Annotated in this window: 23 protein-coding genes; 2 read left to right on the top strand and 21 right to left on the bottom strand. The window is 61.8% G+C overall.

Annotated features, from left to right (window positions below):
* The 6 genes from ccsA to ccmA all read right to left on the bottom strand — a co-directional run.
* A partial coding sequence (gene ccsA / locus FHK92_RS06790) for a cytochrome c biogenesis protein CcsA (protein WP_181287405.1) occupies positions 1–690 on the bottom strand: 690 nt, incomplete at its 3' end.
* Between the two features lie 3 nt (positions 691–693).
* Entirely contained in the window at positions 694–1,149 is a 456-nt protein-coding gene (ccmE, locus tag FHK92_RS06795; RefSeq protein ID WP_181287406.1) for a cytochrome c maturation protein CcmE, read from the bottom strand.
* The gene (ccmD, locus tag FHK92_RS06800; protein WP_007939192.1) at positions 1,146–1,322 is read right to left on the bottom strand and encodes a heme exporter protein CcmD; all 177 of its coding nucleotides are present in this window, start codon (positions 1,320–1,322) and stop codon (positions 1,146–1,148) included. Before ccmD ends, ccmE begins: the two co-directional genes overlap by 4 nt.
* Positions 1,319–2,074: a heme ABC transporter permease gene (locus FHK92_RS06805; protein WP_181287407.1), complete on the bottom strand. Its 756-nt coding sequence runs from the start codon at positions 2,072–2,074 to the stop codon at positions 1,319–1,321. Before FHK92_RS06805 ends, ccmD begins: the two co-directional genes overlap by 4 nt.
* A 94-nt stretch (positions 2,075–2,168) precedes the next feature.
* The gene (ccmB, locus tag FHK92_RS06810) at positions 2,169–2,837 is read right to left on the bottom strand and encodes a heme exporter protein CcmB (RefSeq protein ID WP_039593066.1); all 669 of its coding nucleotides are present in this window, start codon (positions 2,835–2,837) and stop codon (positions 2,169–2,171) included.
* Positions 2,834–3,469, bottom strand: coding sequence for a cytochrome c biogenesis heme-transporting ATPase CcmA (ccmA, locus tag FHK92_RS06815; RefSeq protein ID WP_030141056.1), 636 nt, complete (start codon positions 3,467–3,469; stop codon positions 2,834–2,836). Before ccmA ends, ccmB begins: the two co-directional genes overlap by 4 nt.
* A 189-nt stretch (positions 3,470–3,658) precedes the next feature.
* Here ccmA and fliK point away from each other — a divergent pair, with 189 nt between their 5' ends.
* The gene (fliK, locus tag FHK92_RS06820; RefSeq protein ID WP_181287408.1) at positions 3,659–5,230 is read left to right on the top strand and encodes a flagellar hook-length control protein FliK; all 1,572 of its coding nucleotides are present in this window, start codon (positions 3,659–3,661) and stop codon (positions 5,228–5,230) included.
* On the top strand, positions 5,227–5,550 hold the full coding sequence (locus FHK92_RS06825) for an EscU/YscU/HrcU family type III secretion system export apparatus switch protein (RefSeq protein WP_030141058.1): 324 nt from the start codon (positions 5,227–5,229) through the stop codon (positions 5,548–5,550). The genes fliK and FHK92_RS06825 overlap by 4 nt, the downstream gene beginning before the upstream one ends.
* Before the next feature lie 269 nt (positions 5,551–5,819).
* Here FHK92_RS06825 and FHK92_RS06830 read toward each other — a convergent pair whose 3' ends face one another.
* From FHK92_RS06830 to flhB, 15 genes are all read right to left on the bottom strand, one after another.
* The gene (locus FHK92_RS06830; RefSeq protein WP_030141059.1) at positions 5,820–6,215 is read right to left on the bottom strand and encodes a DUF2802 domain-containing protein; all 396 of its coding nucleotides are present in this window, start codon (positions 6,213–6,215) and stop codon (positions 5,820–5,822) included.
* Position 6,216: 1 nt separating this feature from the next.
* Positions 6,217–6,702: a chemotaxis protein CheW gene (locus tag FHK92_RS06835; RefSeq protein ID WP_024778681.1), complete on the bottom strand. Its 486-nt coding sequence runs from the start codon at positions 6,700–6,702 to the stop codon at positions 6,217–6,219.
* A 72-nt stretch (positions 6,703–6,774) separates the two neighbouring features.
* The gene (locus FHK92_RS06840; protein ID WP_181287409.1) at positions 6,775–7,647 is read right to left on the bottom strand and encodes a CheW domain-containing protein; all 873 of its coding nucleotides are present in this window, start codon (positions 7,645–7,647) and stop codon (positions 6,775–6,777) included.
* Between the two features lie 96 nt (positions 7,648–7,743).
* Positions 7,744–8,535, bottom strand: a complete 792-nt coding sequence (locus FHK92_RS06845; RefSeq protein WP_030141062.1) for a ParA family protein — start codon at positions 8,533–8,535, stop codon at positions 7,744–7,746.
* Positions 8,536–8,584: 49 nt separating this feature from the next.
* Complete coding sequence (gene motD, locus FHK92_RS06850) at positions 8,585–9,469, bottom strand: flagellar motor protein MotD (RefSeq protein ID WP_181287410.1); 885 nt, start codon at positions 9,467–9,469, stop codon at positions 8,585–8,587.
* A gap of 4 nt (positions 9,470–9,473) precedes the next feature.
* Positions 9,474–10,214 (bottom strand): flagellar motor protein, encoded by a 741-nt coding sequence (locus FHK92_RS06855; RefSeq protein ID WP_181287411.1) that lies wholly within the window; start codon positions 10,212–10,214, stop codon positions 9,474–9,476.
* A complete protein-coding gene (locus tag FHK92_RS06860) occupies positions 10,214–11,359 on the bottom strand; it encodes a protein-glutamate methylesterase/protein-glutamine glutaminase (protein WP_181287412.1) in 1,146 nt (381 codons plus the stop codon). Before FHK92_RS06860 ends, FHK92_RS06855 begins: the two co-directional genes overlap by 1 nt.
* A 48-nt stretch (positions 11,360–11,407) precedes the next feature.
* Complete coding sequence (locus FHK92_RS06865) at positions 11,408–13,666, bottom strand: chemotaxis protein CheA (protein ID WP_181287413.1); 2,259 nt, start codon at positions 13,664–13,666, stop codon at positions 11,408–11,410.
* Positions 13,667–13,694: 28 nt separating this feature from the next.
* Positions 13,695–14,480, bottom strand: coding sequence for a protein phosphatase CheZ (locus FHK92_RS06870; protein WP_030141067.1), 786 nt, complete (start codon positions 14,478–14,480; stop codon positions 13,695–13,697).
* Positions 14,481–14,498: 18 nt separating this feature from the next.
* Positions 14,499–14,870 (bottom strand): chemotaxis response regulator CheY, encoded by a 372-nt coding sequence (locus tag FHK92_RS06875; protein WP_003183998.1) that lies wholly within the window; start codon positions 14,868–14,870, stop codon positions 14,499–14,501.
* A gap of 167 nt (positions 14,871–15,037) precedes the next feature.
* Positions 15,038–15,781, bottom strand: coding sequence for an RNA polymerase sigma factor FliA (fliA, locus tag FHK92_RS06880; RefSeq protein ID WP_030141068.1), 744 nt, complete (start codon positions 15,779–15,781; stop codon positions 15,038–15,040).
* Positions 15,778–16,608: a flagellar synthesis regulator FleN gene (fleN, locus tag FHK92_RS06885; protein ID WP_003184001.1), complete on the bottom strand. Its 831-nt coding sequence runs from the start codon at positions 16,606–16,608 to the stop codon at positions 15,778–15,780. The genes fliA and fleN overlap by 4 nt, the downstream gene beginning before the upstream one ends.
* A 116-nt stretch (positions 16,609–16,724) precedes the next feature.
* Positions 16,725–18,074, bottom strand: coding sequence for a flagellar biosynthesis protein FlhF (gene flhF / locus FHK92_RS06890; protein ID WP_181287414.1), 1,350 nt, complete (start codon positions 18,072–18,074; stop codon positions 16,725–16,727).
* Between the two features lie 11 nt (positions 18,075–18,085).
* The gene (gene flhA, locus FHK92_RS06895; protein WP_181287415.1) at positions 18,086–20,215 is read right to left on the bottom strand and encodes a flagellar biosynthesis protein FlhA; all 2,130 of its coding nucleotides are present in this window, start codon (positions 20,213–20,215) and stop codon (positions 18,086–18,088) included.
* 375 nt (positions 20,216–20,590) lie between these two features.
* Entirely contained in the window at positions 20,591–21,727 is a 1,137-nt protein-coding gene (gene flhB, locus FHK92_RS06900) for a flagellar biosynthesis protein FlhB (RefSeq protein ID WP_181287416.1), read from the bottom strand.
* Positions 21,728–21,729: the final 2 nt, after the last annotated feature.

Here is a 21,729-nt window from a genome sequence, read left to right on the forward strand (position 1 = left end):
GAGGGTGATGCCGATGCCGAGGAATGCCCAGGCGACGATGGTCCACGGACGCGACCAGCGCGCCCACGCGGCGTCGAGGCGACCACCGAGCAATGCAGCGATGGCGAAGGCGAAGGCCACCGAAAAGCCGACGTAGCCCATGTAGAGCATCGGTGGATGGACGATCAGGCCGATGTCCTGCAGCAGCGGGTTAAGGTCGCGGCCATCCATCGGCACTTGCGGCAGGATGCGTTCGAAAGGATTGGACGTGACGATCAGGAACAGCAGGAAACCGGTGCTGATCAGGCCCATCACCGCCAATACCCGGGCCAGCATCACCTGGGGCAGCTGCCGGGAGAACACCGACACCGCAAACGTCCAGCCGGCGAGAATCAGTGCCCACAGCAACAACGAACCTTCATGGGCGCCCCACACCGCGCTGAACTTGTAGTACCAGGGCAAGGCGCTGTTGGAGTTGCTGGCGACGTATTCCACAGAAAAATCGTCGGTCATGAAGGCGTAGGTCAGGCAGCCGAAGGCGAACAGCATGAACGCGAACTGCCCCCATGCCGCTGGCTGGGCCAGGCTCATCCACAGGCGATCGCCACGCCAGGCACCGAGCAACGGCACCACGGCCTGGACCAGGGAAAAACACAGCGCCAGGATCATCGCCAGATGGCCCAGCTCGGGAATAAAAATGCCGGTGGTCATCGATCAGCCCTCCTTAACGGGCGCGGGCGCCGACTGGCCGCTGTCTTTCAAGGCCTTGGTCACTTCCGGCGGCATGTATTTCTCGTCGTGCTTGGCCAGCACTTCATCGGCCACCACCACGCCGTCGGCGTTGAGCTTGCCCAGGGCTACGATGCCCTGCCCTTCGCGGAACAGGTCCGGAAGGATCCCGCGATAGGTGATGGTCACGGTCTTGTTGAAGTCGGTGACGTTGAACGTCACGTCCAGCGAATCGCCGGAACGCGCCAGCGAGCCTTTTTCCACCATGCCCCCCGCGCGGATGCGTTTGTCCTTGGGCGCTTCGCCGTTGGCAATCTGGGTCGGGGTGTAGAAGAGGTTGATGTTCTGCTGCAAGGCACTCAGCGCCAGGCCGACCGCAGCGCCGACCCCCACCAGGATCGCCAGAATGATGACAAGACGTTTTTTACGCAGCGGATTCACTGACCGTTCTCCCGGCGCAGACGACGCGCCTCTTGTTGCAGATACCGCTTGCGGGCCAGGATCGGCGCCGCCACGTTGAGGGCCAGCACCGCTAGGCAAATGCCGTAGGCCGACCAGACATACAGGCCGTGATGGCCCATGGCGAGGAAATCGCCGAATGACGCAAAACTCATCGAGCGGCCTCCAGGCTGTTCTGTACTTCAGCTTTCACCCAACTGGCCCGGGCCTCGCGCTTGAGCACTTCCAGGCGCATGCGCAGCAGCAACACCGCGCCGAAGAAGCAGTAGAAACCCAGCGCGGTCAGCAGCAGCGGCAGCCACATCTCCACTGGCATCGCCGGTTTCTCAGTCAGGGTGAAGGTCGCGCCCTGGTGCAGGGTGTTCCACCACTCCACCGAGTACTTGATGATCGGGATATTGATGACCCCGACAATCGCCAGTACCGCGCAAGCCTTGGCGGCGCTGTCACGATTGCTGATGGCGTTGCCCAACGCAATAAGACCGAAGTACAGGAACAGCAGGATGAGCATCGACGTCAGTCGCGCATCCCAGACCCACCATGAACCCCAGGTCGGCTTGCCCCAGATGGCCCCGGTAACCAGCGCCACGGCGGTCATCCACGCGCCGATGGGGGCGGCGCATTGCAAGGCGACGTCGGCCAGTTTCATTTTCCACACCAGCCCGACCACGCCGCAGACCGCCAGCATCACATAGATCGACTGGGCCAGCATCGCCGTCGGAACATGGATATAGATGATGCGGAAGCTGTTGCCTTGCTGGTAGTCCGGCGGCGCGAAGGCCAGGCCCCAGACCACGCCGATGCCGATCAGCAACAGGGCGGCGACGCTCAACCAGGGCAGCATCCTGCCGCTGATGCCGTAGAACCACTTGGGTGAGCCGAGCTTGTGAAACCAGGTCCAGTTCATTGCTGTTTCCATCACGGTTGCGGCTCGCATCGCGAACCGCCGGGTCTGCCTTTACCTTCCTAAGAAGTGGTCATTTCTTGACCAGGCATCGTTATTATTCGCCGACGCTGATCTTCAGGCCAGCGGCTATTGCAAAGGGTGTCAGGGTTATCGCCAGGGCGGTCAGGCTCCCAAGCCACAGCAGATAACCGGTTGCCGGCATGCCTTGCAGTGCGGCTTGCAAAGCGCCGCTGCCAAGGATCAACACCGGTATGTACAACGGCAGGATCAGCAGGGCCAGCAACAGGCCGCCGCGCTTGAGCCCAACCGTCAGCGCCGCGCCCACCGCGCCGAGCAAGCTCAGCACCGGCGTGCCCAACAACAGCGACAACAACAGCACCGGCATGCAGGCGGCGGGCAAACCCAGCATCATCGCCAGCAACGGCGAGAGCAGCACCAGCGCCAGCCCGGAAAAAACCCAGTGTGCCAGTACCTTGGCCAAAACCAGAAGGGCCAGGGGGTGCGACGAAAGGACCCACTGCTCCAGGGAACCGTCTTCGAAATCACTGCGGAAAAGCCCGTCCAGCGAGAGCAGCACCGACAAAAGCGCCGCCACCCAGACGAGTCCCGGCGACAAGGTTTGCAACAATTGAGTCTCGGGGCCGACCGCCAGCGGGAACAAGGCGATGACGATTGCAAAGAATACCAACGGGTTGGCCAGTTCGGCCGGACGCCGGAACAACAGGCGCGCTTCACGGGCAAGCAACAGGCCAAAGACACTCATACCGCCCAGTTCCCCAGGTCAATGCTGCGATAACCGGAGGGCATCCGGGCCAAGGTGTGGTGGGTGGTCAGCAGCACCATGCCGCCGTTCTCGCAGTGCCGGGCGAGGTGCTCTTCGAGCTGCGCCACGCCTTGCTTGTCCAGGGCGGTGAACGGCTCGTCGAGGATCCACAGCGGCGGGCTGTCCAGGTACAGCCGCGCCAGGGCCACGCGGCGCTGCTGGCCGGCCGACAAGGTATGGCTCGGCACGTCCTCGAAGCCTTTCAATCCTACTGCCGCCAACGCCTGCCAGATCGCCTCGCGTCCGGCCGGACGATGCAGCGCGCAGAGCCAACTGAGGTTCTCTTCAGGGGTCAGCAGGTCCTTGATGCCGGCGGCGTGGCCGATCCACAACAGATTGCGTGCCAGCTCGCTGCGCTGGCTATGCAACGGTTGGCCGTTGAGCAGGATCTCGCCGGCAGTGGGTTGCATCAACCCGGCCAGCAGGCGCAGCAGACTGGTCTTGCCACTGCCGTTGGGGCCACTGATCTGCACCATATCGCCACGCGAGAGTCTCAATTCGAGATTTTCGAAGAGCAGCCGCAAGTCTCGCTCACAGGCGAGGCCGACGGTTTGCAGGAGAGGACTGGTCAAGGGATCGCGGGCCTTATACGGTTCAAGTCGGCCATGCAGCGGCCGTTAAAGTAGTGCAGCATAGATGCATTGAAGGCCTGTTCCACAGAGCTGGGTCAAACAATTGCAAGGTTTTTGCCACTCTCCGGAAGGCGGGCGGCATTATACATGTGAAGCCCCCTCTGGGCTGATTCCAAGGTAAGACCGCTAATGACAGGCGACATGAACATCCCGCCACTGCCCCAGGTCACGGCAACGACGCGAATGCCCGCGGTGACGGGCGAATTGCTCAAGTTGCTGGCACCCGCCGAAGGGCTGATCGGCCCTGGCCAGACGGCCCAGGCCGAGGTGCTGTCGCTCAAGCAGGCGGACCAGACGTTTCAGTTGCTGCTCAAGGTCACGCTGGAAAGCGGTCGCCAAGCCACCGTACAGGCCACAAGCACCCAGCCATTGCCCCAAGGCACCAGCCTGGCCGTGACCCAGCCGTCCGCCAGCAACCTGGCTATTACCGTGCAGCAGGCCCTCGCCTCCAGTGTCGCCACCCTGACCCGAATCGACACGGCGCAACTGCCCGTGGGCACCTTGTTGCAAGGCAAGGTGCTGACCAGCCAGGCGTTACCGCAACTGCCGGGGCAACCGGCGGTGTATCGCTCGCTGGTGAGTCTGCTCAACACCGCCCAGGCCGGCAGTACCCTGGACATCGACAGTCCACAACCCCTGCGGATCGGCATGCTGCTGAGCGCACAAGTGCAAGATGCGCAGACATTGAAATTCGTGCCCTTGAGCAATCGCCAGGAACAACTGGCGGTGAGCCAGCAATTGGTGACGCAGATGAGCCGGCAGGGTTCGCTGGACAGCCTGCTCAACACCCTGCAGAACCTACCCGCCACTGATGACACCGGCCCCGAGCTCCGCGCTGCGGTGACGCGCCTGCTGGCCGGTCTGCCGGATATCCAGCAATTGATGACGCCCAAGGGCCTGGCCCAGGCCATGGTCGCCAGCGGCGCGTTCCTCGAAAGCAAACTGCTGGCCGGACAACCGCCAAGCCTGGCGCCGGACCTCAAGGGCGACCTGTTGAAACTGATCGCCCAACTGACGCCCGCCCTGCCCGCCTCCACCAACCTCTCTGCCATCATCGCCGCCAACACACTGGCCCAGGCCCTGCCTAGCTTTGTCCGCAGCGCCCTGGGGATGCTTGGCCAGGTCAGCGCCAAGCCACAACCCACCAGTTTTCCGCTGCCCTCGCGACTATTGAAAGGACAAGACGAAGAAGGCGACGTTGAGCATTTGCTGCGCCTCGCAGCGGCCGCCGTGTCACGCCTGCAAAGCCATCAATTGTCGAGCCTGGAGCAAACCGGGCTGACCGACGACGGTCGGCTGATGAGTACGTGGCAATTGGAAATTCCGATGCGCAACCTGCAGGACATCGTGCCGCTGCAGGTCAAGTTCCAGCGTGAGGAAACCGCCGCCCGGGAACAACCGGACGAGCGCCGCGAACAACCCGAACCGAAACAGCAGCTTTGGCGGGTCGAGCTCGCATTCGACATGGAACCGCTGGGGCCGCTGCAGATCCAGGCCCAATTGCTGAGTGGCAGCCTGTCCAGCCAGCTCTGGGCAGAACGGCCATACACCGCGAGCCTGATCGAGCGGAACCTGACCGCATTGCGTGAACGGCTGGTGACGTGCGGGTTGAATGTTGGCGATCTTGATTGCCACCTCGGCACCCCGCCCCAGGGCCCCAAGACTCGGCTGGAGCAACGCTGGGTGGACGAAACCGCATGAACACAGAACCCCGCCAGGCCATCGCCCTCAAGTACGACGGCCACCACGCACCGACCCTCACCGCCAAGGGCGACGAAGCCCTGGCCGAGGAAATCCTCCGCATCGCTCGCGAAAGCGAAGTGCCGATTTATGAAAATGCCGAGTTGGTGAAGCTGCTGGCGCGGATGGAACTCGGGGACAGCATCCCGGAAGAGTTGTACCGCACGATTGCCGAGATCATTGCGTTTGCCTGGAACCTGAAGGGCAAGTTCCCCCAGGGGTTTGATCCGCATGCGCAGAGTGTGGAGAAAGATGTGACGGAACGTGGGGATGATTACTAGTCGCTGAAGGCACTATCCCGTGGCGAGGGAGCGTGCTCCCGCTCGGCTGCGCAGCAGTCGTAAAAAGCCTGGGGTCGCTGCGCAACCCAGCGGGAGCACGCTCCCTCGCCACAGGTGGCTTGGCTGGGATGATCGATGCACCCGCCAGAAAAACCTGTGGGAGCGAGCCTGCTCGCGAAGGCGGACTCACATTCAACATCTCTATTGACTGTCACACCGCTATCGCGAGCAAGCTCGCTCCCACATTGGTCTTGGGTGATAGCTAAAGATCAGCCGCCCTTGTGCAACTTGCTCATCAATTCCGCCTCGGCCTGGGTCAGGCCGCACGCCTGGGTCAGTTCGTCGATGCTGGCGCCCATGCCGACCAGTCGGGCGGCTTGGGCAAAGGACAGGCTGGAGGGGTCGCGCTGTTCCAGTTGCGCCAACTTATCCGGCAACGGCGCGACCACGGCACGCAGCTCATGGAGTGCTTCGCCCATGCGCACGGTGCCGTTCTGATAGTCGTCGACACGCTTGGCCAGGTCCTTGATGCGCTGGTCGCGCAGCGCATCGCCCTGGGCCTGCTGAGCGGCGATATCCCGCTGGCCACGTATGTAGGACAAAAACATCGCCAGCGTGCCTGCCCAGAAAAGGAACAGGACAATGACTGCTACCTCAAGAATCAAATCAGATACTCTCCAGTTCCGACCACTCTTCTTCGCTCATCATTTTTTCCAGTTCGACCAGGATCAGCAACTCATTGTTCTTGTTGCAGACGCCCTGGATGAACTTCGCCGATTCTTCGTTACCGACGTTAGGCGCGGTTTCGATTTCCGACTGACGCAAGTAAACCACTTCGGCCACGCTGTCGACCAGGATACCGACCACTTGCTTGTCGGCCTCGATGATCACGATACGGGTGTTGTCGTTGACCTCGGTGGAGTTCAAGCCGAAACGCTGGCGGGTGTCGATGACGGTCACGACGTTACCGCGCAGGTTGATGATGCCCAGCACGTAGCTTGGCGCACCCGGAACCGGGGCGATCTCGGTGTAGCGCAGCACTTCCTGCACGCGCATCACGTTGATGCCGTAGGTTTCGTTATCGAGCTTGAACGTCACCCATTGCAAGATCGGATCTTCGGAACCCTTGAGAGACGACGCCTTATCATTCATACCCTGACCCCTCGAAAAACCGCCTGTGGCGGTGTGTGTTCTGTCCGGCGGCGCCTGACGCCACCGGTTGTCTTATTTCGGTTTCCGGACCGGCTTGCCGCCGTCCAGGTGTTTTGCCCCGCCGCTGGCGATCAGCTCCGCCAGTTCGGAAACGTCCAGCAAGGCGCACATGTGTTCGATCACCGTACCGGCCAGCCATGGCCGTTGCCCTCGATGGCTGCGCCATTTGATCTCGTTCGGGTCCAGGCGCAGCGAACGGCTGACCTGGTGCACCGCCAATCCCCATTCGTAACCCTGCACCGAAATCACGTACTGCAGTCCCTGGCGAAAATCATCGCGATAACGGTCCGGCATGACCCAGCGCGCGGTATCCAGCACCTTCAGGTTGCCGGCCTGGCTCGGCAGGATTCCGAGGAACCACTCCGGTTGGCCAAACAACGGCGTCAACTCCTGGCCGGCCAGGGAATAGATCGACCCCAAGCAAACCAGCGGCACCGCCAGCGTCAATCCGGCCACATCAAACAACAGACACTCAAACGGCTCGGCGGCCCACGCCGGACGGTCATCGACCTGCACCGGCGGCGGTGTGTTGCTCGGCGGCAAGTGGATTTCCACCACCGGTGTCACCAGTCCCTGTAGCAACGGTGCGACGGTGGAGACCGACGCCAGGATCGGCGCGGGGGCTTCCATTACCGCCACCTGAGGCTTGATGAACGGCGCCTCGACCGCAGCAACAATCACCGACGCTTGTGCATCACGGGCCTGCTCTTCGAGCACGGCCGCTTGAAACTCATCCAGCACCACCTCGGCCTCGACGGGCTCGGGCAATGCCTCGACCGCGCTCGGCGGCGCTGGCAATTCTTCGGTCGCTTCCTGCAAGAGCCCATCCAGATAGGACTGCAGGGCCATTTGCGGACGCGAGGTTGTCTTGATCGGCCGGTTCATGAGAACTGTGCGCCACTTGAAAAGGTTATCGGCATGAATGCGCCAGGACTTGAGGACCGGGGAGCGAACGCTCCGTTCATGGAGAAACTGCTCACCTTAAGCCACCTGCTGCGGAACGAGCTGCTGGGCCAGCAGATGCTTGAGCAGCGCGCGATAGGCCAGTACGCCACGGCTTTTGCCATCGAACTGCGACGGCGTCACACCGGCACGACTGGCGTCGCGCAGGCGGGTATCGACCGGAATGTAGCCTTGCCAGATGTCGTCCGGGTACATGTCGCGCAATACCCGCAGGGTACCGAGGGACGCCTGGGTGCGACGGTCGAACAAGGTCGGCACGATATTGAACGCCAGTGATTGCTTGCGGGAACGGTTAACCATCGCCAGCGTGTTGACCATGCGCTCCAGGCCTTTTACCGCGAGGTGTTCGGTCTGCACCGGAATCACCAACTGCTGGCTGGCGGCCAAAGCGTTGACCATCAGCAGCCCAAGCAACGGCGGGCTGTCGATGATCGCGTAATCGAAATCCTGCCACAGCTGCGCCAGACTCTTGGCGATCACCAGGCCCAGACCGCTTTGGCCCGGCGACTGGCGCTCGAGGGTGGCCAAGGCCGTGCTCGACGGCAACAAGGAAATCCGCTCATCACTGGTGGACAGCAGCAATTGTCCCGGCAAGCCTTCGGGCACGGTGCCCTTGTGCAGGAACAGGTCGTAGTTGCTGTGCTCCAGGCTGTCGGGATCGTAGCCGAAATAACTGGTCATCGAGCCGTGAGGGTCCAGATCGACGATGACCACGCGCTTGCCCGCCTCAGCCAGCAAACCAGCTAGAGCGATGGAGGATGTGGTTTTGCCCACACCACCTTTTTGATTGGCGACTGCCCAGACTCTCATTCGGATCGTTCCTCCCGGTCGAGACGCGCTCGACCGAGAAATAGCTCGGTTATAAAGCCGGTGACGGAGAATTGACGGCGTTCTGTCTTCCCGGCGACTTGACCGGGGTCGGTGCAGTTTGTGTGCCAGCCCGCTTCAATGCCGCATCCGGTTTTGCATTGGCGGTGCCGGTACCGGTCAGGCTGCGACGCACATCGAGGTTGCGCGAGACCACCAGCACCACCCGCCGGTTGCGCGCGCGCCCTTCTGCGGTGGCGTTGTTGGCCACCGGCTGGAACTCGCCGTAACCCACCGACGCCAGACGACTGGGATTGACGCCCTGCATGGCGAGCATGCGCACGATGCTCGCCGAGCGGGCCGAAGACAGTTCCCAGTTGGTCGGGTACTGCGCGGTGCGGATCGGCTGGTCATCGGTGAACCCTTCGACGTGGATCGGGTTGTCGAACGGTTTCAGGATCGCCGCGACCTTATCGATAATGTTGAATGCCATGTCGCTGGGCATGGCGTCGCCGCTGCCGAACAGCAGGCTGGAATTGAGTTCGATTTCTACCCACAACTCGTTGCCACGCACGGTCATCTGGTTGGAGCTGATCAAGTCGCCGAACGCGGCGCTGATGTCATCCGCAATACTTTTCAACGGATCGCTGCTACCGGCAATGCCGGCGTCGACCTGTTCGGCGTCCTTGACCAGCGGCTTGGCGGGGGTGACGGTCTTGGGACGCTCCTCGCCAATGGGAATAGGCTTGAGGGCCCGGTCGGAATCGGTGAAGACACCAATCAACGCTTCGGAAATGACCTTGTACTTGCCTTCGTTGACCGAAGAGATCGAATACATGACCACGAAAAAGGCGAACAGCAACGTGATGAAGTCCGCGTAGGAAACGAGCCAGCGTTCATGGTTGACGTGTTCTTCGTGATTTCTGCGACGTGCCATGGCCTTAGTCCATGAAGCCCTGGAGCTTCAACTCGATGGAGCGCGGGTTTTCACCTTCGGCGATCGACAGGATGCCTTCCAGCAACATTTCACGGTAGCGCGACTGGCGCAGCGCGATGGACTTGAGCTTGGCCGCGATCGGCAGCAACACCAGGTTGGCACTCGCCACGCCATAGATGGTAGCGACGAAGGCCACGGCGATGCCGCTGCCCAGTTGCGAGGGATCGGCCAGGTTGCCCATCACATGGATCAGGCCCATGACCGCACCGATGATGCCGATGGTCGGCGCGTAGCCGCCCATGCTTTCGAAGACTTTCGCCGCTTCGATGTCGCGGGCTTCCTGGGTGTAGAAGTCCACTTCCAGGATGCTGCGGATCGCTTCGGGTTCGGCGCCGTCCACCAGCAACTGCAGGCCCTTGCGTGAGTAGCTGTCGGGTTCGGCATCGGCCACCCCTTCCAGCCCCAGCAGGCCTTCCTTGCGAGCGGTCAGGCTCCAATTCACCACGCGGTCGATGCCGCCGGCCAAGTCGACACGAGGCGGGAACAGAATCCACACCAGGACCTGCATGGCCCGCTTGAAGGCGCTCATGGGCGACTGCAACAGCGCAGCGCCGACGGTGCCACCGAGCACGATCAATGCGGCAGGACCGTTGGCCAGCGCGCCGAGGTGGCCGCCTTCCAGATAGTTGCCGCCAATGATGGCGACGAACGCCATGATGATGCCGATCAGGCTGAGAACATCCATTACAGACACGCCTCGACCAGATGTTTACCCATGTCGTCCAGGCTGTAGACCGCATCGGCGAGGTCGGCTTTGACGATCGCCATCGGCATGCCATAAATCACGCAGCTGGCTTCATCCTGGGCCCAGATCGCGCTGCCGCCCTGCTTGAGCAAGCGGGCGCCCTCACGACCGTCGGCGCCCATGCCGGTGAGGACCACCGCCAGAACTTTGTCACCGTAGGATTTAGCTGCGGAACCGAAGGTGATATCCACGCAAGGCTTGTAGTTCAAGCGCTCGTCGCCCGGCAGGATCTTCACCGCGCCACGACCGTCGATCATCATCTGCTTGCCACCTGGCGCCAGCAGCGCCAGGCCTGGCCGCAGGATGTCGCCATCCTCGGCTTCCTTGACGCTGATGCGGCAGAGTTTGTCCAGGCGCTCGGCAAACGCCTTGGTGAAGGCCGCGGGCATGTGCTGGATCAATACGATCGGCGCCGGGAAGTTGGCCGGCAATTGGGTCAGGACCCGTTGCAGTGCCACCGGACCACCGGTAGACGTGCCGATGGCGACCAGTTTGTAGGCCTTGCGCTTGGGCGCTGGCGACGACGGACTGGTTGGCGCCGGGCGAGCAGGAGCAGGTGCCGGAGCACTGCGGACCGGTGCCGGATTGAAGTTGCTCGACGCCGAAGGCGTCGGCGCTGGCGCGGGCGCGGGCGCGGGCGCAGCAGTCGGCGCAGGCGCCGGTGCGCTGTAGGCACTGACGCGGCGGTTGCTGCGGGAAATGCTGTGGACCTTCTCGCACAGCAACTGGCGGACCTTGTCCGGGTTGCGCGAAATGTCCTCGAAGTTCTTCGGCAGGAAGTCCACCGCCCCGGCGTCCAGCGCATCGAGGGTGACCCGAGCGCCTTCATGGGTCAGGGAGGAGAACATCAAAACCGGGGTCGGGCAGCGCTGCATGATATGCCGCACCGCCGTGATGCCATCCATCATCGGCATCTCGTAGTCCATGGTGATCACGTCCGGCTTGAGCGCCAGGGCCTGATCGATCGCTTCTTTGCCGTTGGTCGCCGTACCGACGACCTGAATGCTCGTGTCCGCCGAAAGAATTTCCGAGACGCGGCGGCGGAAAAACCCCGAATCGTCCACCACCAGGACTTTAACTACCATAAACACTCCGTTAGACGAGGCGCGGCGTCGGGCCGCGCCCCTCCAGAATCAAATACGCCGGGCGGCGTAGCGCTTGAGCATGCTTGGCACATCGAGGATCAACGCGATGCGGCCGTCGCCGGTGATGGTGGCGCCGGACATGCCCGGGGTGCCCTGGAGCATCTTGCCCAATGGCTTGATGACCACTTCTTCCTGGCCCACCAACTGGTCGACGACGAAGCCGATCCGCTGGGTGCCCACCGAAAGGATCACCACATGGCCCTCGCCCTGCTCGACATGGGCGGCGGAGCTGACCAGCCAGCGCTTGAGGTAGAATAGCGGCAGTGCCTTGTCCCGCACGATGACCACTTCCTGGCCGTCGACTACGTTGGTGCGCGACAGATCGAGGTGGAAAATCTCGTTGACGTTGACCAGCGGGAAGGCGAACGCCTGGTTGCCCAGCATCACCATCAGGGTCGGCATGATCGCCAGGGTCAGCGGGACCTTGATGACGATCTTCGAACCCTGGCCCTTGGTCGAGTAGATGTTGATCGAGCCGTTGAGCTGGGAAATCTTGGTTTTCACCACGTCCATGCCCACGCCACGACCCGACACGTCGGAGATCTCGGTCTTGGTCGAGAAACCCGGGGCGAAGATCAGGTTGTAGCACTCGGTGTCGCTCAGGCGATCGGCCGCGTCCTTGTCCATCACGCCACGCTTCACGGCGATGGCTCGGAGGACGTTCGGGTCCATGCCCTTGCCGTCGTCGGAGATCGACAACAGGATGTGGTCGCCCTCCTGCTCGGCGGCCAGAATCACCTTGCCGCTGCGGACCTTGCCCGAAGCTTCGCGCTCTTCCGGCGACTCGATGCCGTGGTCGACCGCGTTGCGCACCAAGTGGACCAGCGGGTCGGCCAGGGCCTCGACAAGGTTCTTGTCGAGGTCGGTCTCTTCACCCACCAGTTCCAGGTTGATTTCTTTCTTGAGCTGGCGAGCCAGGTCGCGAACCAGGCGCGGGAAGCGCCCGAAGACTTTCTTGATCGGCTGCATCCGGGTCTTCATGACCGCGGTCTGCAAGTCGGCCGTGACCACGTCGAGGTTCGACACGGCCTTGGACATGGCTTCGTCCTGGCTGTTGAGGCCCAGGCGTACCAGGCGGTTACGCACCAGCACCAGTTCGCCGACCATGTTCATGATCTCGTCCAGGCGCGCGGTGTCGACCCGCACCGTGGTCTCGGCTTCGCTGGCTGGTTTTTCCGCAGGCGCAGCCGCCGGAGCACGGGCTGGCGCCGGAGCGGCGGCAGCAGCCGGTTTCGGTGTCTCGGCCTTTGGTTCCGGTGCCTTGGCGGCCGGCTTGGGCGCAGCCTTGGCGGCAGGTGCGACCGTCGCGGCGGCGGTTGCAGCGGCTGGCGCGGCGGAAGCCTTGCCAACCTCGCTGAACTTGCCCTTGCCATGCAATTCGTCGAGCAGCGATTCGAATTCGTGATCGCTGATCAGGTCACTGCCGGCGGCCGCGGCCGCTGGCTTGGCCGGGCTCGGCGCGGAGGCGATGGCCGAATCCAGCGCATCGACAGCAAAGTTGCCCTTGCCATGCAACTGGTCGAGCAAGGCTTCGAATTCGTCGTCGGTAATGTCGGAGTCATCCCCTGCTGCCTTTGGCGCAGCCGGGGCCGCCGGTGCGGCGACCGCATCGGGGGCGAACTGGCCCTTGCCGTGCAGTTGGTCAAGCAGCGACTCAAACTCGTCGTCGGTAATTTCATCGCCGGCAGCGGCATCGGCGGCAGGCGCAGCAGGTGCGGCAGGCGCCTCGGCTTCGGCCTTGACGGCGTTCAGCGAGTCCAGCAGCGATTCGAATTCATGATCGGTGATGTCGCCCGATTCCTCGGCGACCGGTTCTTCCACCACAGGCTCGGCGACCGGTGCGGCTTCGTCAGCCGACTGCGGTTCGGCCAGGCGCGACAGCGCGGCGAGCAGCTCGGGGGTGGCCGGGGTGATCGGCGAGCGCTCGCGCACTTCGCTGAACATGCTGTTGACCGCATCCAGCGCTTCGAGCACCACGTCCATCAGTTCCGAGTCGACGCGACGCTCACCCTTGCGCAGGATGTCGAACACGTTCTCGGCAATGTGGCAGCACTCCACCAGCTCGTTGAGCTGGAGGAAGCCGGCGCCTCCTTTTACAGTGTGGAAACCGCGAAAAATTGCATTGAGCAGATCCGCATCATCAGGTCGGCTTTCCAGCTCGACCAGCTGTTCGGACAGTTGCTCTAGAATCTCGCCGGCCTCAACCAGGAAATCCTGAAGGATCTCTTCATCGGCGCCGAAGCTCATTAATGGCTGCTCCTAAAATAGGGCTAAATCAAAATCCAAGGCTGGACAGCAAATCGTCCACATCGTCCTGACCGGACACAACGTCTTCTCTTTTATCGGCATGAATCTGCGGACCTTCACCCTGAGAGAGATGTTTTTGTGGATCTTTTTCAGCAAGCATCGCTTCACGGTCGTGTTCGATGCCGGCAAAGCGGTCAACCTGGCTTGCCATCAGGACCAGCTTGAGCAAATTGCTTTCCACTTCGGTGACCAGTTGGGTCACGCGCTTGATGACCTGACCGGTGAGGTCCTGGTAATCCTGGGCCAGCAGAATGTCGTTGAGGTTGCTTGCGACGGCGCGGTTCTCGGCGCTGCTGCGTGTCAGGAAACCGTCGACCCGACGGGCCAGCTCCCGAAATTCCTCGGCGCCGACTTCGCGACGCATGAACCGTCCCCAATCGGTGCTCAACGCCTGGGCTTCCTCGCTCAGGCCGTTGACCAGGGGCGTTGCGCTTTCCACCAGGTCCATGGTGCGGTTCGCCGCGGCTTCGGTCAGCTTGACCACATAGCCAAGGCGTTCGGTCGCGTCGGTAATCTGCGAGACTTCCTCGGCCTGCGGCATGTTCGGATCGATCTGGAAATTGACGATCGCGCTGTGCAGTTCACGGGTGAGCTTGCCGACTTCCTGGTACAGACCACGATCGCGGGTCTGGTTGAGCTCATGAATCATTTGAACCGCATCGCCGAAGCGGCCCTTTTCAAGGCTGTCGACCAGTTCGCGGGCATGTTTTTTCAGGGTCGATTCGAAATCGCCCATTGAAGATTCGTTGTCCATAGCTCCCCCGTGGCGCCGTTAACCGATGCGTTCGAAGATTTTTTCGATCTTCTCTTTCAACGCCTGGGCCGTGAAGGGTTTGACCACATAGCCGTTTACACCGGCCTGGGCCGCTTCGATGATCTGCTCGCGCTTGGCTTCGGCAGTCACCATCAGCACGGGGAGATGCTTGAGTTTTTCGTCGGCGCGCACATGGCGCAGCAAGTCGATACCGGTCATGCCAGGCATGTTCCAGTCAGTCACCAGAAAGTCGATGCTCCCGCTGTTGAGAACCGGAATGGCAGTGGTGCCATCGTCGGCCTCGACCGTGTTGGTGAACCCAAGGTCACGCAACAGGTTTTTTATGATCCGCCGCATCGTTGAGAAGTCATCAACGATGAGGATTTTCATGTTCTTGTCCAATTCGACCTCCAAGCAGTCTTAAACGCGCCCAGCACCTGAACGCGCCATTTCAATCAATCCGGCACAACACTCGACAACGGTCTGGAGCACAACGGATGGAGACTGGCGTGGCATTTGCCATGCCTGCCCCGCTCGCAGCATCTCCGCACCGCCTGTCAGCGTGCTCGCCACTCCCCCAAACGCCCCCGCAAACGGGCCGCGCACTGGCTGTGTAACTGGCTGACCCGCGATTCGCTGACCCCCAGGACCTCACCGATTTCCTTGAGGTTCAGCTCTTCGTCGTAGTACAGCGCCAAGACCAGTCGCTCACGCTCCGGCAAATTGGCAATCGCTTCCGCCAGCGCACTCTGGAAGCGTTCATCTTCCAGATCGCGCGATGGCTCCATGTGAGCACTTGCGCCATCCTCATGCAGCCCTTCGTGTTCACCGTCCTGCAACAGGTCGTCGAAACTGAACAGGCGGCTGCCCAAGGTATCGTTCAAAATCCCGTAATAATCGTCGAGACTCAATTGGAGTTCGGCCGCAACCTCATGATCTTTAGCGTCACGCCCGGTTTTCGCTTCAATCGCGCGAATCGCGTCACTGACCATACGGGTATTGCGGTGCACCGAACGCGGCGCCCAATCGCCCTTGCGGACTTCATCGAGCATGGCGCCGCGAATGCGGATACCGGCATACGTTTCGAAACTCGCGCCTTTGCTGGCGTCATATTTGTTCGCCACTTCGAGCAGGCCAATCATGCCCGCCTGGATCAAGTCTTCGACCTGGACACTGGCCGGCAAGCGTGCCAGCAAGTGATAGGCGATGCGCTTGACCAATGGCGCGTAACGCTCGATCAATTCGTACTGGGCGTCCCGTGCCGATTTTTTGTAGAGATGGTTGTAACCGCTGGCTGTCATAACACGGGCCCTGCTGTTTGTTGCACAAGACGCTCGACGAAAAATTCCAGATGCCCGCGCGGGTTGGCCGGCAGTGGCCAGGTATCGACCTTCTGGGCGATCGCCTTGAACGCCAGCGCGCATTTGGAACGTGGAAAGGCTTCATATACGGCACGTTGCTTCTGGACCGCCTTGCGTACGCTTTCGTCGTAAGGCACTGCGCCGACGTATTGTAGGGCGACGTCCAGGAAGCGATCCGTGACCTTTGTCAACTTGGCGAACAGGTTGCGCCCTTCCTGCGGGCTCTGGGCCATGTTGGCCAGAACGCGGAAGCGGTTCATGCCATAGTCGCGGTTAAGCAGTTTGATCAGGGCGTAGGCGTCGGTGATGGATGTCGGTTCGTCGCAGACCACCAGCAGGACTTCCTGGGCGGCGCGGACAAAACTGACCACCGAGTCACCGATGCCGGCAGCCGTGTCGATCACCAGCACATCGAGGTTGTCGCCGATGTCGCTGAAAGCCTGGATCAGGCCAGCGTGCTGCGCCGGGGTCAGGTGCACCATGCTCTGGGTGCCGGAAGCGGCCGGCACGATGCGAATCCCGCCGGGCCCCTGCAGAAGCACGTCGCGCAGTTCGCAGCGGCCTTCGATCACGTCCGCCAGGGTGCGCTTGGGTGTCAGCCCCAGCAGCACGTCGACGTTCGCCAGGCCCAGGTCGGCGTCCAGCAACATGACCCGTCGGCCTAGCTCTGCCAGGGCCAGGGACAAGTTCACTGACACGTTAGTCTTCCCGACGCCACCTTTGCCGCCGGTCACCGCGATCACCTGTACGGGATGCATGCTGCCCATGTTCGTTCTTTACCTTGTCTTACTTAGACGGAGGCCACATTACTGGCTGCGCGTTCACATATGGAACAATGCATGGCAGACCATCGATGTAGGTACAAAAAATATTCATGAATACCTCAGCCAACCTGCTTGGTCGGGCTGTGGTAGATATCAGCGAACATGTCAGCCATGGCTTCCTCGCTGGGTTCTTCCTGCATTTGCACACTCACGGCACGACTGACCAATTGATGACGGCGCGGCAGATGCAAATCATCCGGGATCCGCGGCCCGTCGGTCAGGTAGGCCACCGGTAGTTCATGACCGATCGCCAGGCTCAACACCTCGCCCAGGCTTGCCGTTTCGTCCAGCTTAGTCAGGATGCAGCCGGCCAGCCCGCAGCGTTTGTAGCTGTGGTATGCGGCGGTTAGAACCTGTTTCTGGCTGGTGGTTGCCAACACGAGATAATTTTTTGACTTGATGCCACGTCCGGCCAGGCTTTCCAGCTGCATGCGCAGGGCCGGATCGCTGGCTTGAAGGCCAGCGGTGTCGATCAGCACGACGCGCTTGCGCATCAACGGTTCCAGCGCCTGGGCCAGGGATTGGCCCGGATCCACATGGGTCACCGACACATTGAGGATACGACCCAGAGTCTTGAGTTGTTCCTGGGCGCCGATACGGAAACTGTCCATGCTCACCAGGGCGATACTCTGGGCGCCGTACTTGAGGACATAACGGGCCGCGAGCTTGGCCAGGGTGGTGGTCTTGCCCATGCCGGCCGGGCCGACCATGGCAATCACTCCGCCTTCTTCCAGTGGCTCGACTTCCGGTGTGGCGATCATCCGCGCCAGGTGCGCCAGCAGCATGCGCCAGGCCTGGCGAGGCTCGTCGATGCCGTTGATCAGCGCCAGCAGGTCACGCGCCAACGGGCCGGACAGGCCAATGCGTTGCAGGCGACGCCACAGGTTGGCCTGGGCTGGACGGCTGCCTTGCAGTTGGTTCCAGGCCAGCGAACCGAGCTGGACTTCCATCAGTTCGCGCAGACTGTTGAGTTCAAAACGCATCGAGTCGAGGGCGCGCGGGTCGACACCCCGGGCAGGCGCGGCGGGTGCCGGCTCCGGGCGACGCGGCTCGGCCGGCGTGGCTTCGACCAACGGTTCGGCGGCGGTCAGCGGCAGGCCTGCGGTCAGTGGCTGGCCCGCAAACAATTGACGATTGGTGCCAGCGCTCGCCGCGCCTTCGCTGCTGCGCAGGCTCAATTCGGCCTGGGCGCTGGCAATGCGCGACTGGGTCTTGCGCAGCTCATCCTCGAGTTCCATGTTCGGAACGCGCGGGGCCAGCGCCGACAATTTGTAATCCAGCGCAGCCGTCAGCTCGACACCGCCAGCGATCCGGCGATTGCCAATGATGGCTGCTTCAGCGCCCAGCTCGTCACGTACCAGCTTCATGGCCTGACGCATATCGGCGGCGAAAAAACGCTTCACTTGCATAAACCACTACCTCAGCCGTTGGGCCCTACTGTCGCAACGATGGTCACTTGCTTGTTGTCCGGTATTTCCTGGTACGCCAACACATGCAGCCCCGGGACCGCGAGGCGCCCGAATCGCGAGAGCATCGCGCGAATCGGACCGGCCACCAGCAGGATCACCGGTTGGCCTTGCATCTCTTGCCGCTGGGCTGCGTCGATCAATGAACGTTGCAGCTTCTCGGCCATGCTGGGCTCCAGCAGAACACCCTCTTCCGAGCCTTGTCCTGCCTTCTGCAGACTATTGAGCAATATCTGTTCCAACCTTGGTTCCAGAGTGATCACAGGCAGCTCAGACTCAGTACCTACAATGCTTTGGACGATTGCACGGGATACGCCGACCCGCACCGCAGCCACCAAGGCGGCGGTATCTTGACTCTTCGAAGCGTTGTTGGCGATCGCCTCGGCGATGCTGCGAATGTCGCGCACCGGCACTTGTTCAGCCAACAGCGCCTGCAGCACTTTGAGCAACTGCGACAGCGAAACCACGCCTGGCACCAGTTCTTCAGCCAGCTTCGGCGAGCCTTTGGCCAGTACTTGCAGCAATTGCTGGACTTCTTCGTGGCCAATCAGCTCGCTGGAATGCTTGTACAGAATCTGGTTCAAGTGCGTCGCCACCACGGTACTGGCGTCCACCACGGTATAGCCGAGGGACTGAGCCTGGGCGCGCTGGCTGATTTCGATCCACACCGCCTCCAGGCCGAAAGCCGGATCCTTGGCGGTAATACCGTTGAGCGAACCGTAGACCTGACCTGGGTTGATCGCCAGTTCGCGGTCCGGGTAGATCTCCGCCTCGGCCAGAATCACGCCCATGAGCGTCAGGCGATAGGCACTCGGCGCCAGGTCGAGGTTGTCGCGGATGTGCACGGTGGGCATCAGGAAGCCCAGATCCTGGGACAGCTTCTTGCGCACGCCCTTGATCCGCGCCAGCAATTGGCCGCCCTGGTTGCGGTCGACCAATGGAATCAGGCGGTAGCCGACTTCCAGGCCAATCATGTCGATCGGCGTCACGTCATCCCAGCCCAGCTCCTTGGTTTCCATGGCGCGAGCCGGCGATGGCAGCAGTTCTTGCTGACGCTTGACCTCTTCCAGCGCCTGTACCTTCTGCACGTTCTGCTTCTTCCAGAACAGGTAGGCGCCGCCGGCCGCGAGGGCCGCCATGGTCAAGAAAGAAACGTGCGGCATGCCCGGCACGAGGCCCATCACCGCCATCAGGCCGGCGGCAACCGCCAAGGCTTTCGGCGACGCGAACATTTGCCGGCCGATCTGCTTGCCCATGTCTTCGGAGCCCGAGGCGCGGGTCACCATGATGGCTGCGGCTGTGGATAACAACAGTGATGGCAATTGCGCCACCAAACCGTCACCGATGGTCAGCAAGGCGTAAACCTTGCCGGCGTCACCGAAGGACATGCCGTGCTGGAAAATACCGACGGCCATGCCGCCGATCAGGTTGATGAACAGAATCAGCAGGCCGGCGATGGCGTCGCCGCGCACAAATTTGCTGGCACCGTCCATGGAGCCGTAGAACTCGGCTTCCTGGGCGACTTCCAGACGGCGCAGCTTGGCCTGGCTCTGGTCGATGAGGCCGGCGTTGAGGTCAGCGTCGATCGCCATTTGCTTGCCGGGCATCGCGTCGAGGGTGAAACGCGCGCTTACCTCGGAAATCCGCCCGGCGCCCTTGGTCACTACGACGAAGTTGATGATCATCAAGATGGCGAAAACTACGATACCGACCACGTAGTTACCGCCGATCACCACTTCACCGAAGGCCTGGATCACCTTACCGGCGGCGGCATGGCCGTCCTGGCCGTGGAGCATGACCACCCGGGTGGACGCGACGTTCAGCGCCAGGCGCAGCAGTGTCGCCACCAGCAGGATGGTCGGGAACACAGCGAAATCCAGCGGCCGCAGGGCGTATACGCAGACCAGCAGGACCACGATCGACAAGGCGATGTTGAACGTGAAGAACACGTCCAGCAGGAACGGCGGCACCGGCAGCATCATCATGGCGAGCATGACCAGCAGCAACAGCGGCACGCCCAGATTACCCCGGCTGAGGTCTACGACGTTGCTGCGCGCGGTGCTGAGTAACTGAGAGCGATCCACCAATATTCCCCGTTCCTGTGAAGCAAACTTTTGACGCCCGAGAGGGGCGCAGGCGGGGTATTGCAAGAAGCTTTCCAACTTTTGCGGGAGACTGAAATAGAGCGACTTGGCGCACATTCCCACCCTGTGGGAGCGAGCTTGCCAGCACAGGTAATGCGGTTCGCTTGAGAAACTGATGTACCTGTGGCGAGGGAGCTTGCTCCCGCTCGGCTGCGAAGCAGTCGTAAACCGGCGGGTACGGTGTGTCTGATGCTCCCCGACTGACAGGTTTTGGAGCCGCTTCGCGCCCCAGCGGGAGCAAGCTCCCTCGCCACGGGTTCATCGATTGCCTGGATTGAGCAGCATCAGCTCCCACAGGCTTTGCGTCTGTCGGAATCAGGAATCGCGGCGCAAATCCGGCGGGATCGGCAGGTCCTTGAGCGGTTCGGGGCGCTTGCCCTTGCCGGCGCGGTGCTGGCGGATCTGGTAGACGTACGCCAGGACCTGGGCCACGGCCAGGTACAGGCCTCCCGGGATTTCCTGGTCGAGCTCGGTGGAGTAGTAGATCGACCGCGCCAATGCCGGGGATTCAAGCAGCATCACTTCGTTGGCGACGGCGATCTCGCGGATCTTCAACGCCAGGAAATCGCTGCCCTTGGCCAGCAGGACCGGTGCGTTGCCTTTGTCGGGGTCGTACTTGAGCGCGACGGCGTAGTGGGTCGGGTTGGTGATAACCACGTCCGCGTCGGGAATCGCCGCCATCATCCGGCGCTGGGAAACCTCGCGCTGCAACTGGCGGATCCGCTGCTTGACCTCCGGCTTGCCCTCCGAGTCCTTGTGCTCGTCGCGCACTTCCTGCTTGGTCATCATCAACTTCTGCTTGCTCTGGTAGAGCTGGATCGGCACGTCGATGGCAGCGATCAGAATCAGCCCGCACGCCATCCACAAGGTGCTCCAGCCCACCAGCTGCACGCTGTGGATAATGGCTTGTTCCAGCGGCTCATGGGCAATGCGCAGCACATCATCGATGTCGGCCTGCAATACCGTCAGCGCAACGGACAGCACCAGGAGGAATTTCCCGAACGCCTTCAGCAACTCCATTAATGCCGACGTTGAAAACATTCGCTTGATGCCGGCCGCCGGGTTCATCCGACTGAATTTAGGGGCCAGGCTACCGGCAGCAAACAACCATCCGCCCAGGGAGATCGGACCGATGAACGCCGCCAACAGCAAAAACACAAGAATCGGCTGAATCGAAACGATCGCGATCTTGCCCGAATGCAGCAAGTATTGCGTCATCGCGCCGGGGGTCAGCAACACGTCTCGTGGCAGGGAGAAATTCAGCCGCATGATTTCCAACAGATCCAACGCCAGCCCGCCACCGTAGATCAGCAAGCCACCGGCGCCAGCCAACATGATCGCCAGGGTGTTGAGCTCCTTGGAACGGGCGATCTCGCCCTTTTCCCTGGATTCCCTTTTGCGTTTCTCCGTGGGGTCTTCTGTCTTGTCCTGACCGCTTTCGCTCTCGGCCATGG

Source organism: Pseudomonas brassicacearum subsp. neoaurantiaca, assembly GCF_013608025.1.
In the GTDB taxonomy this organism is placed as follows: Bacteria; Pseudomonadota; Gammaproteobacteria; order Pseudomonadales; family Pseudomonadaceae; genus Aquipseudomonas.

Coding starts and splice junctions, on each gene's coding strand:
- fliA (WP_030141068.1), bottom strand. CDS start 15,781: ATGACAGCCAGCGGTTACAACCATCTCTACAAAAAATCGGCACGGGAC.
- fliK (WP_181287408.1), top strand. CDS start 3,659: ATGACAGGCGACATGAACATCCCGCCACTGCCCCAGGTCACGGCAACG.
- ccmB (WP_039593066.1), bottom strand. CDS start 2,837: ATGAGTGTCTTTGGCCTGTTGCTTGCCCGTGAAGCGCGCCTGTTGTTC.
- FHK92_RS06805 (WP_181287407.1), bottom strand. CDS start 2,074: ATGAACTGGACCTGGTTTCACAAGCTCGGCTCACCCAAGTGGTTCTAC.
- FHK92_RS06840 (WP_181287409.1), bottom strand. CDS start 7,647: ATGAACCGGCCGATCAAGACAACCTCGCGTCCGCAAATGGCCCTGCAG.
- fleN (WP_003184001.1), bottom strand. CDS start 16,608: ATGGGCAGCATGCATCCCGTACAGGTGATCGCGGTGACCGGCGGCAAA.
- FHK92_RS06865 (WP_181287413.1), bottom strand. CDS start 13,666: ATGAGCTTCGGCGCCGATGAAGAGATCCTTCAGGATTTCCTGGTTGAG.
- FHK92_RS06870 (WP_030141067.1), bottom strand. CDS start 14,480: ATGGACAACGAATCTTCAATGGGCGATTTCGAATCGACCCTGAAAAAA.
- ccmD (WP_007939192.1), bottom strand. CDS start 1,322: ATGAGTTTTGCGTCATTCGGCGATTTCCTCGCCATGGGCCATCACGGC.
- FHK92_RS06860 (WP_181287412.1), bottom strand. CDS start 11,359: ATGGTAGTTAAAGTCCTGGTGGTGGACGATTCGGGGTTTTTCCGCCGC.
- FHK92_RS06825 (WP_030141058.1), top strand. CDS start 5,227: ATGAACACAGAACCCCGCCAGGCCATCGCCCTCAAGTACGACGGCCAC.
- flhB (WP_181287416.1), bottom strand. CDS start 21,727: ATGGCCGAGAGCGAAAGCGGTCAGGACAAGACAGAAGACCCCACGGAG.
- motD (WP_181287410.1), bottom strand. CDS start 9,469: ATGGCACGTCGCAGAAATCACGAAGAACACGTCAACCATGAACGCTGG.
- FHK92_RS06835 (WP_024778681.1), bottom strand. CDS start 6,702: ATGAATGATAAGGCGTCGTCTCTCAAGGGTTCCGAAGATCCGATCTTG.
- FHK92_RS06875 (WP_003183998.1), bottom strand. CDS start 14,870: ATGAAAATCCTCATCGTTGATGACTTCTCAACGATGCGGCGGATCATA.
- FHK92_RS06855 (WP_181287411.1), bottom strand. CDS start 10,214: ATGGATGTTCTCAGCCTGATCGGCATCATCATGGCGTTCGTCGCCATC.
- flhF (WP_181287414.1), bottom strand. CDS start 18,074: ATGCAAGTGAAGCGTTTTTTCGCCGCCGATATGCGTCAGGCCATGAAG.
- FHK92_RS06845 (WP_030141062.1), bottom strand. CDS start 8,535: ATGAGAGTCTGGGCAGTCGCCAATCAAAAAGGTGGTGTGGGCAAAACC.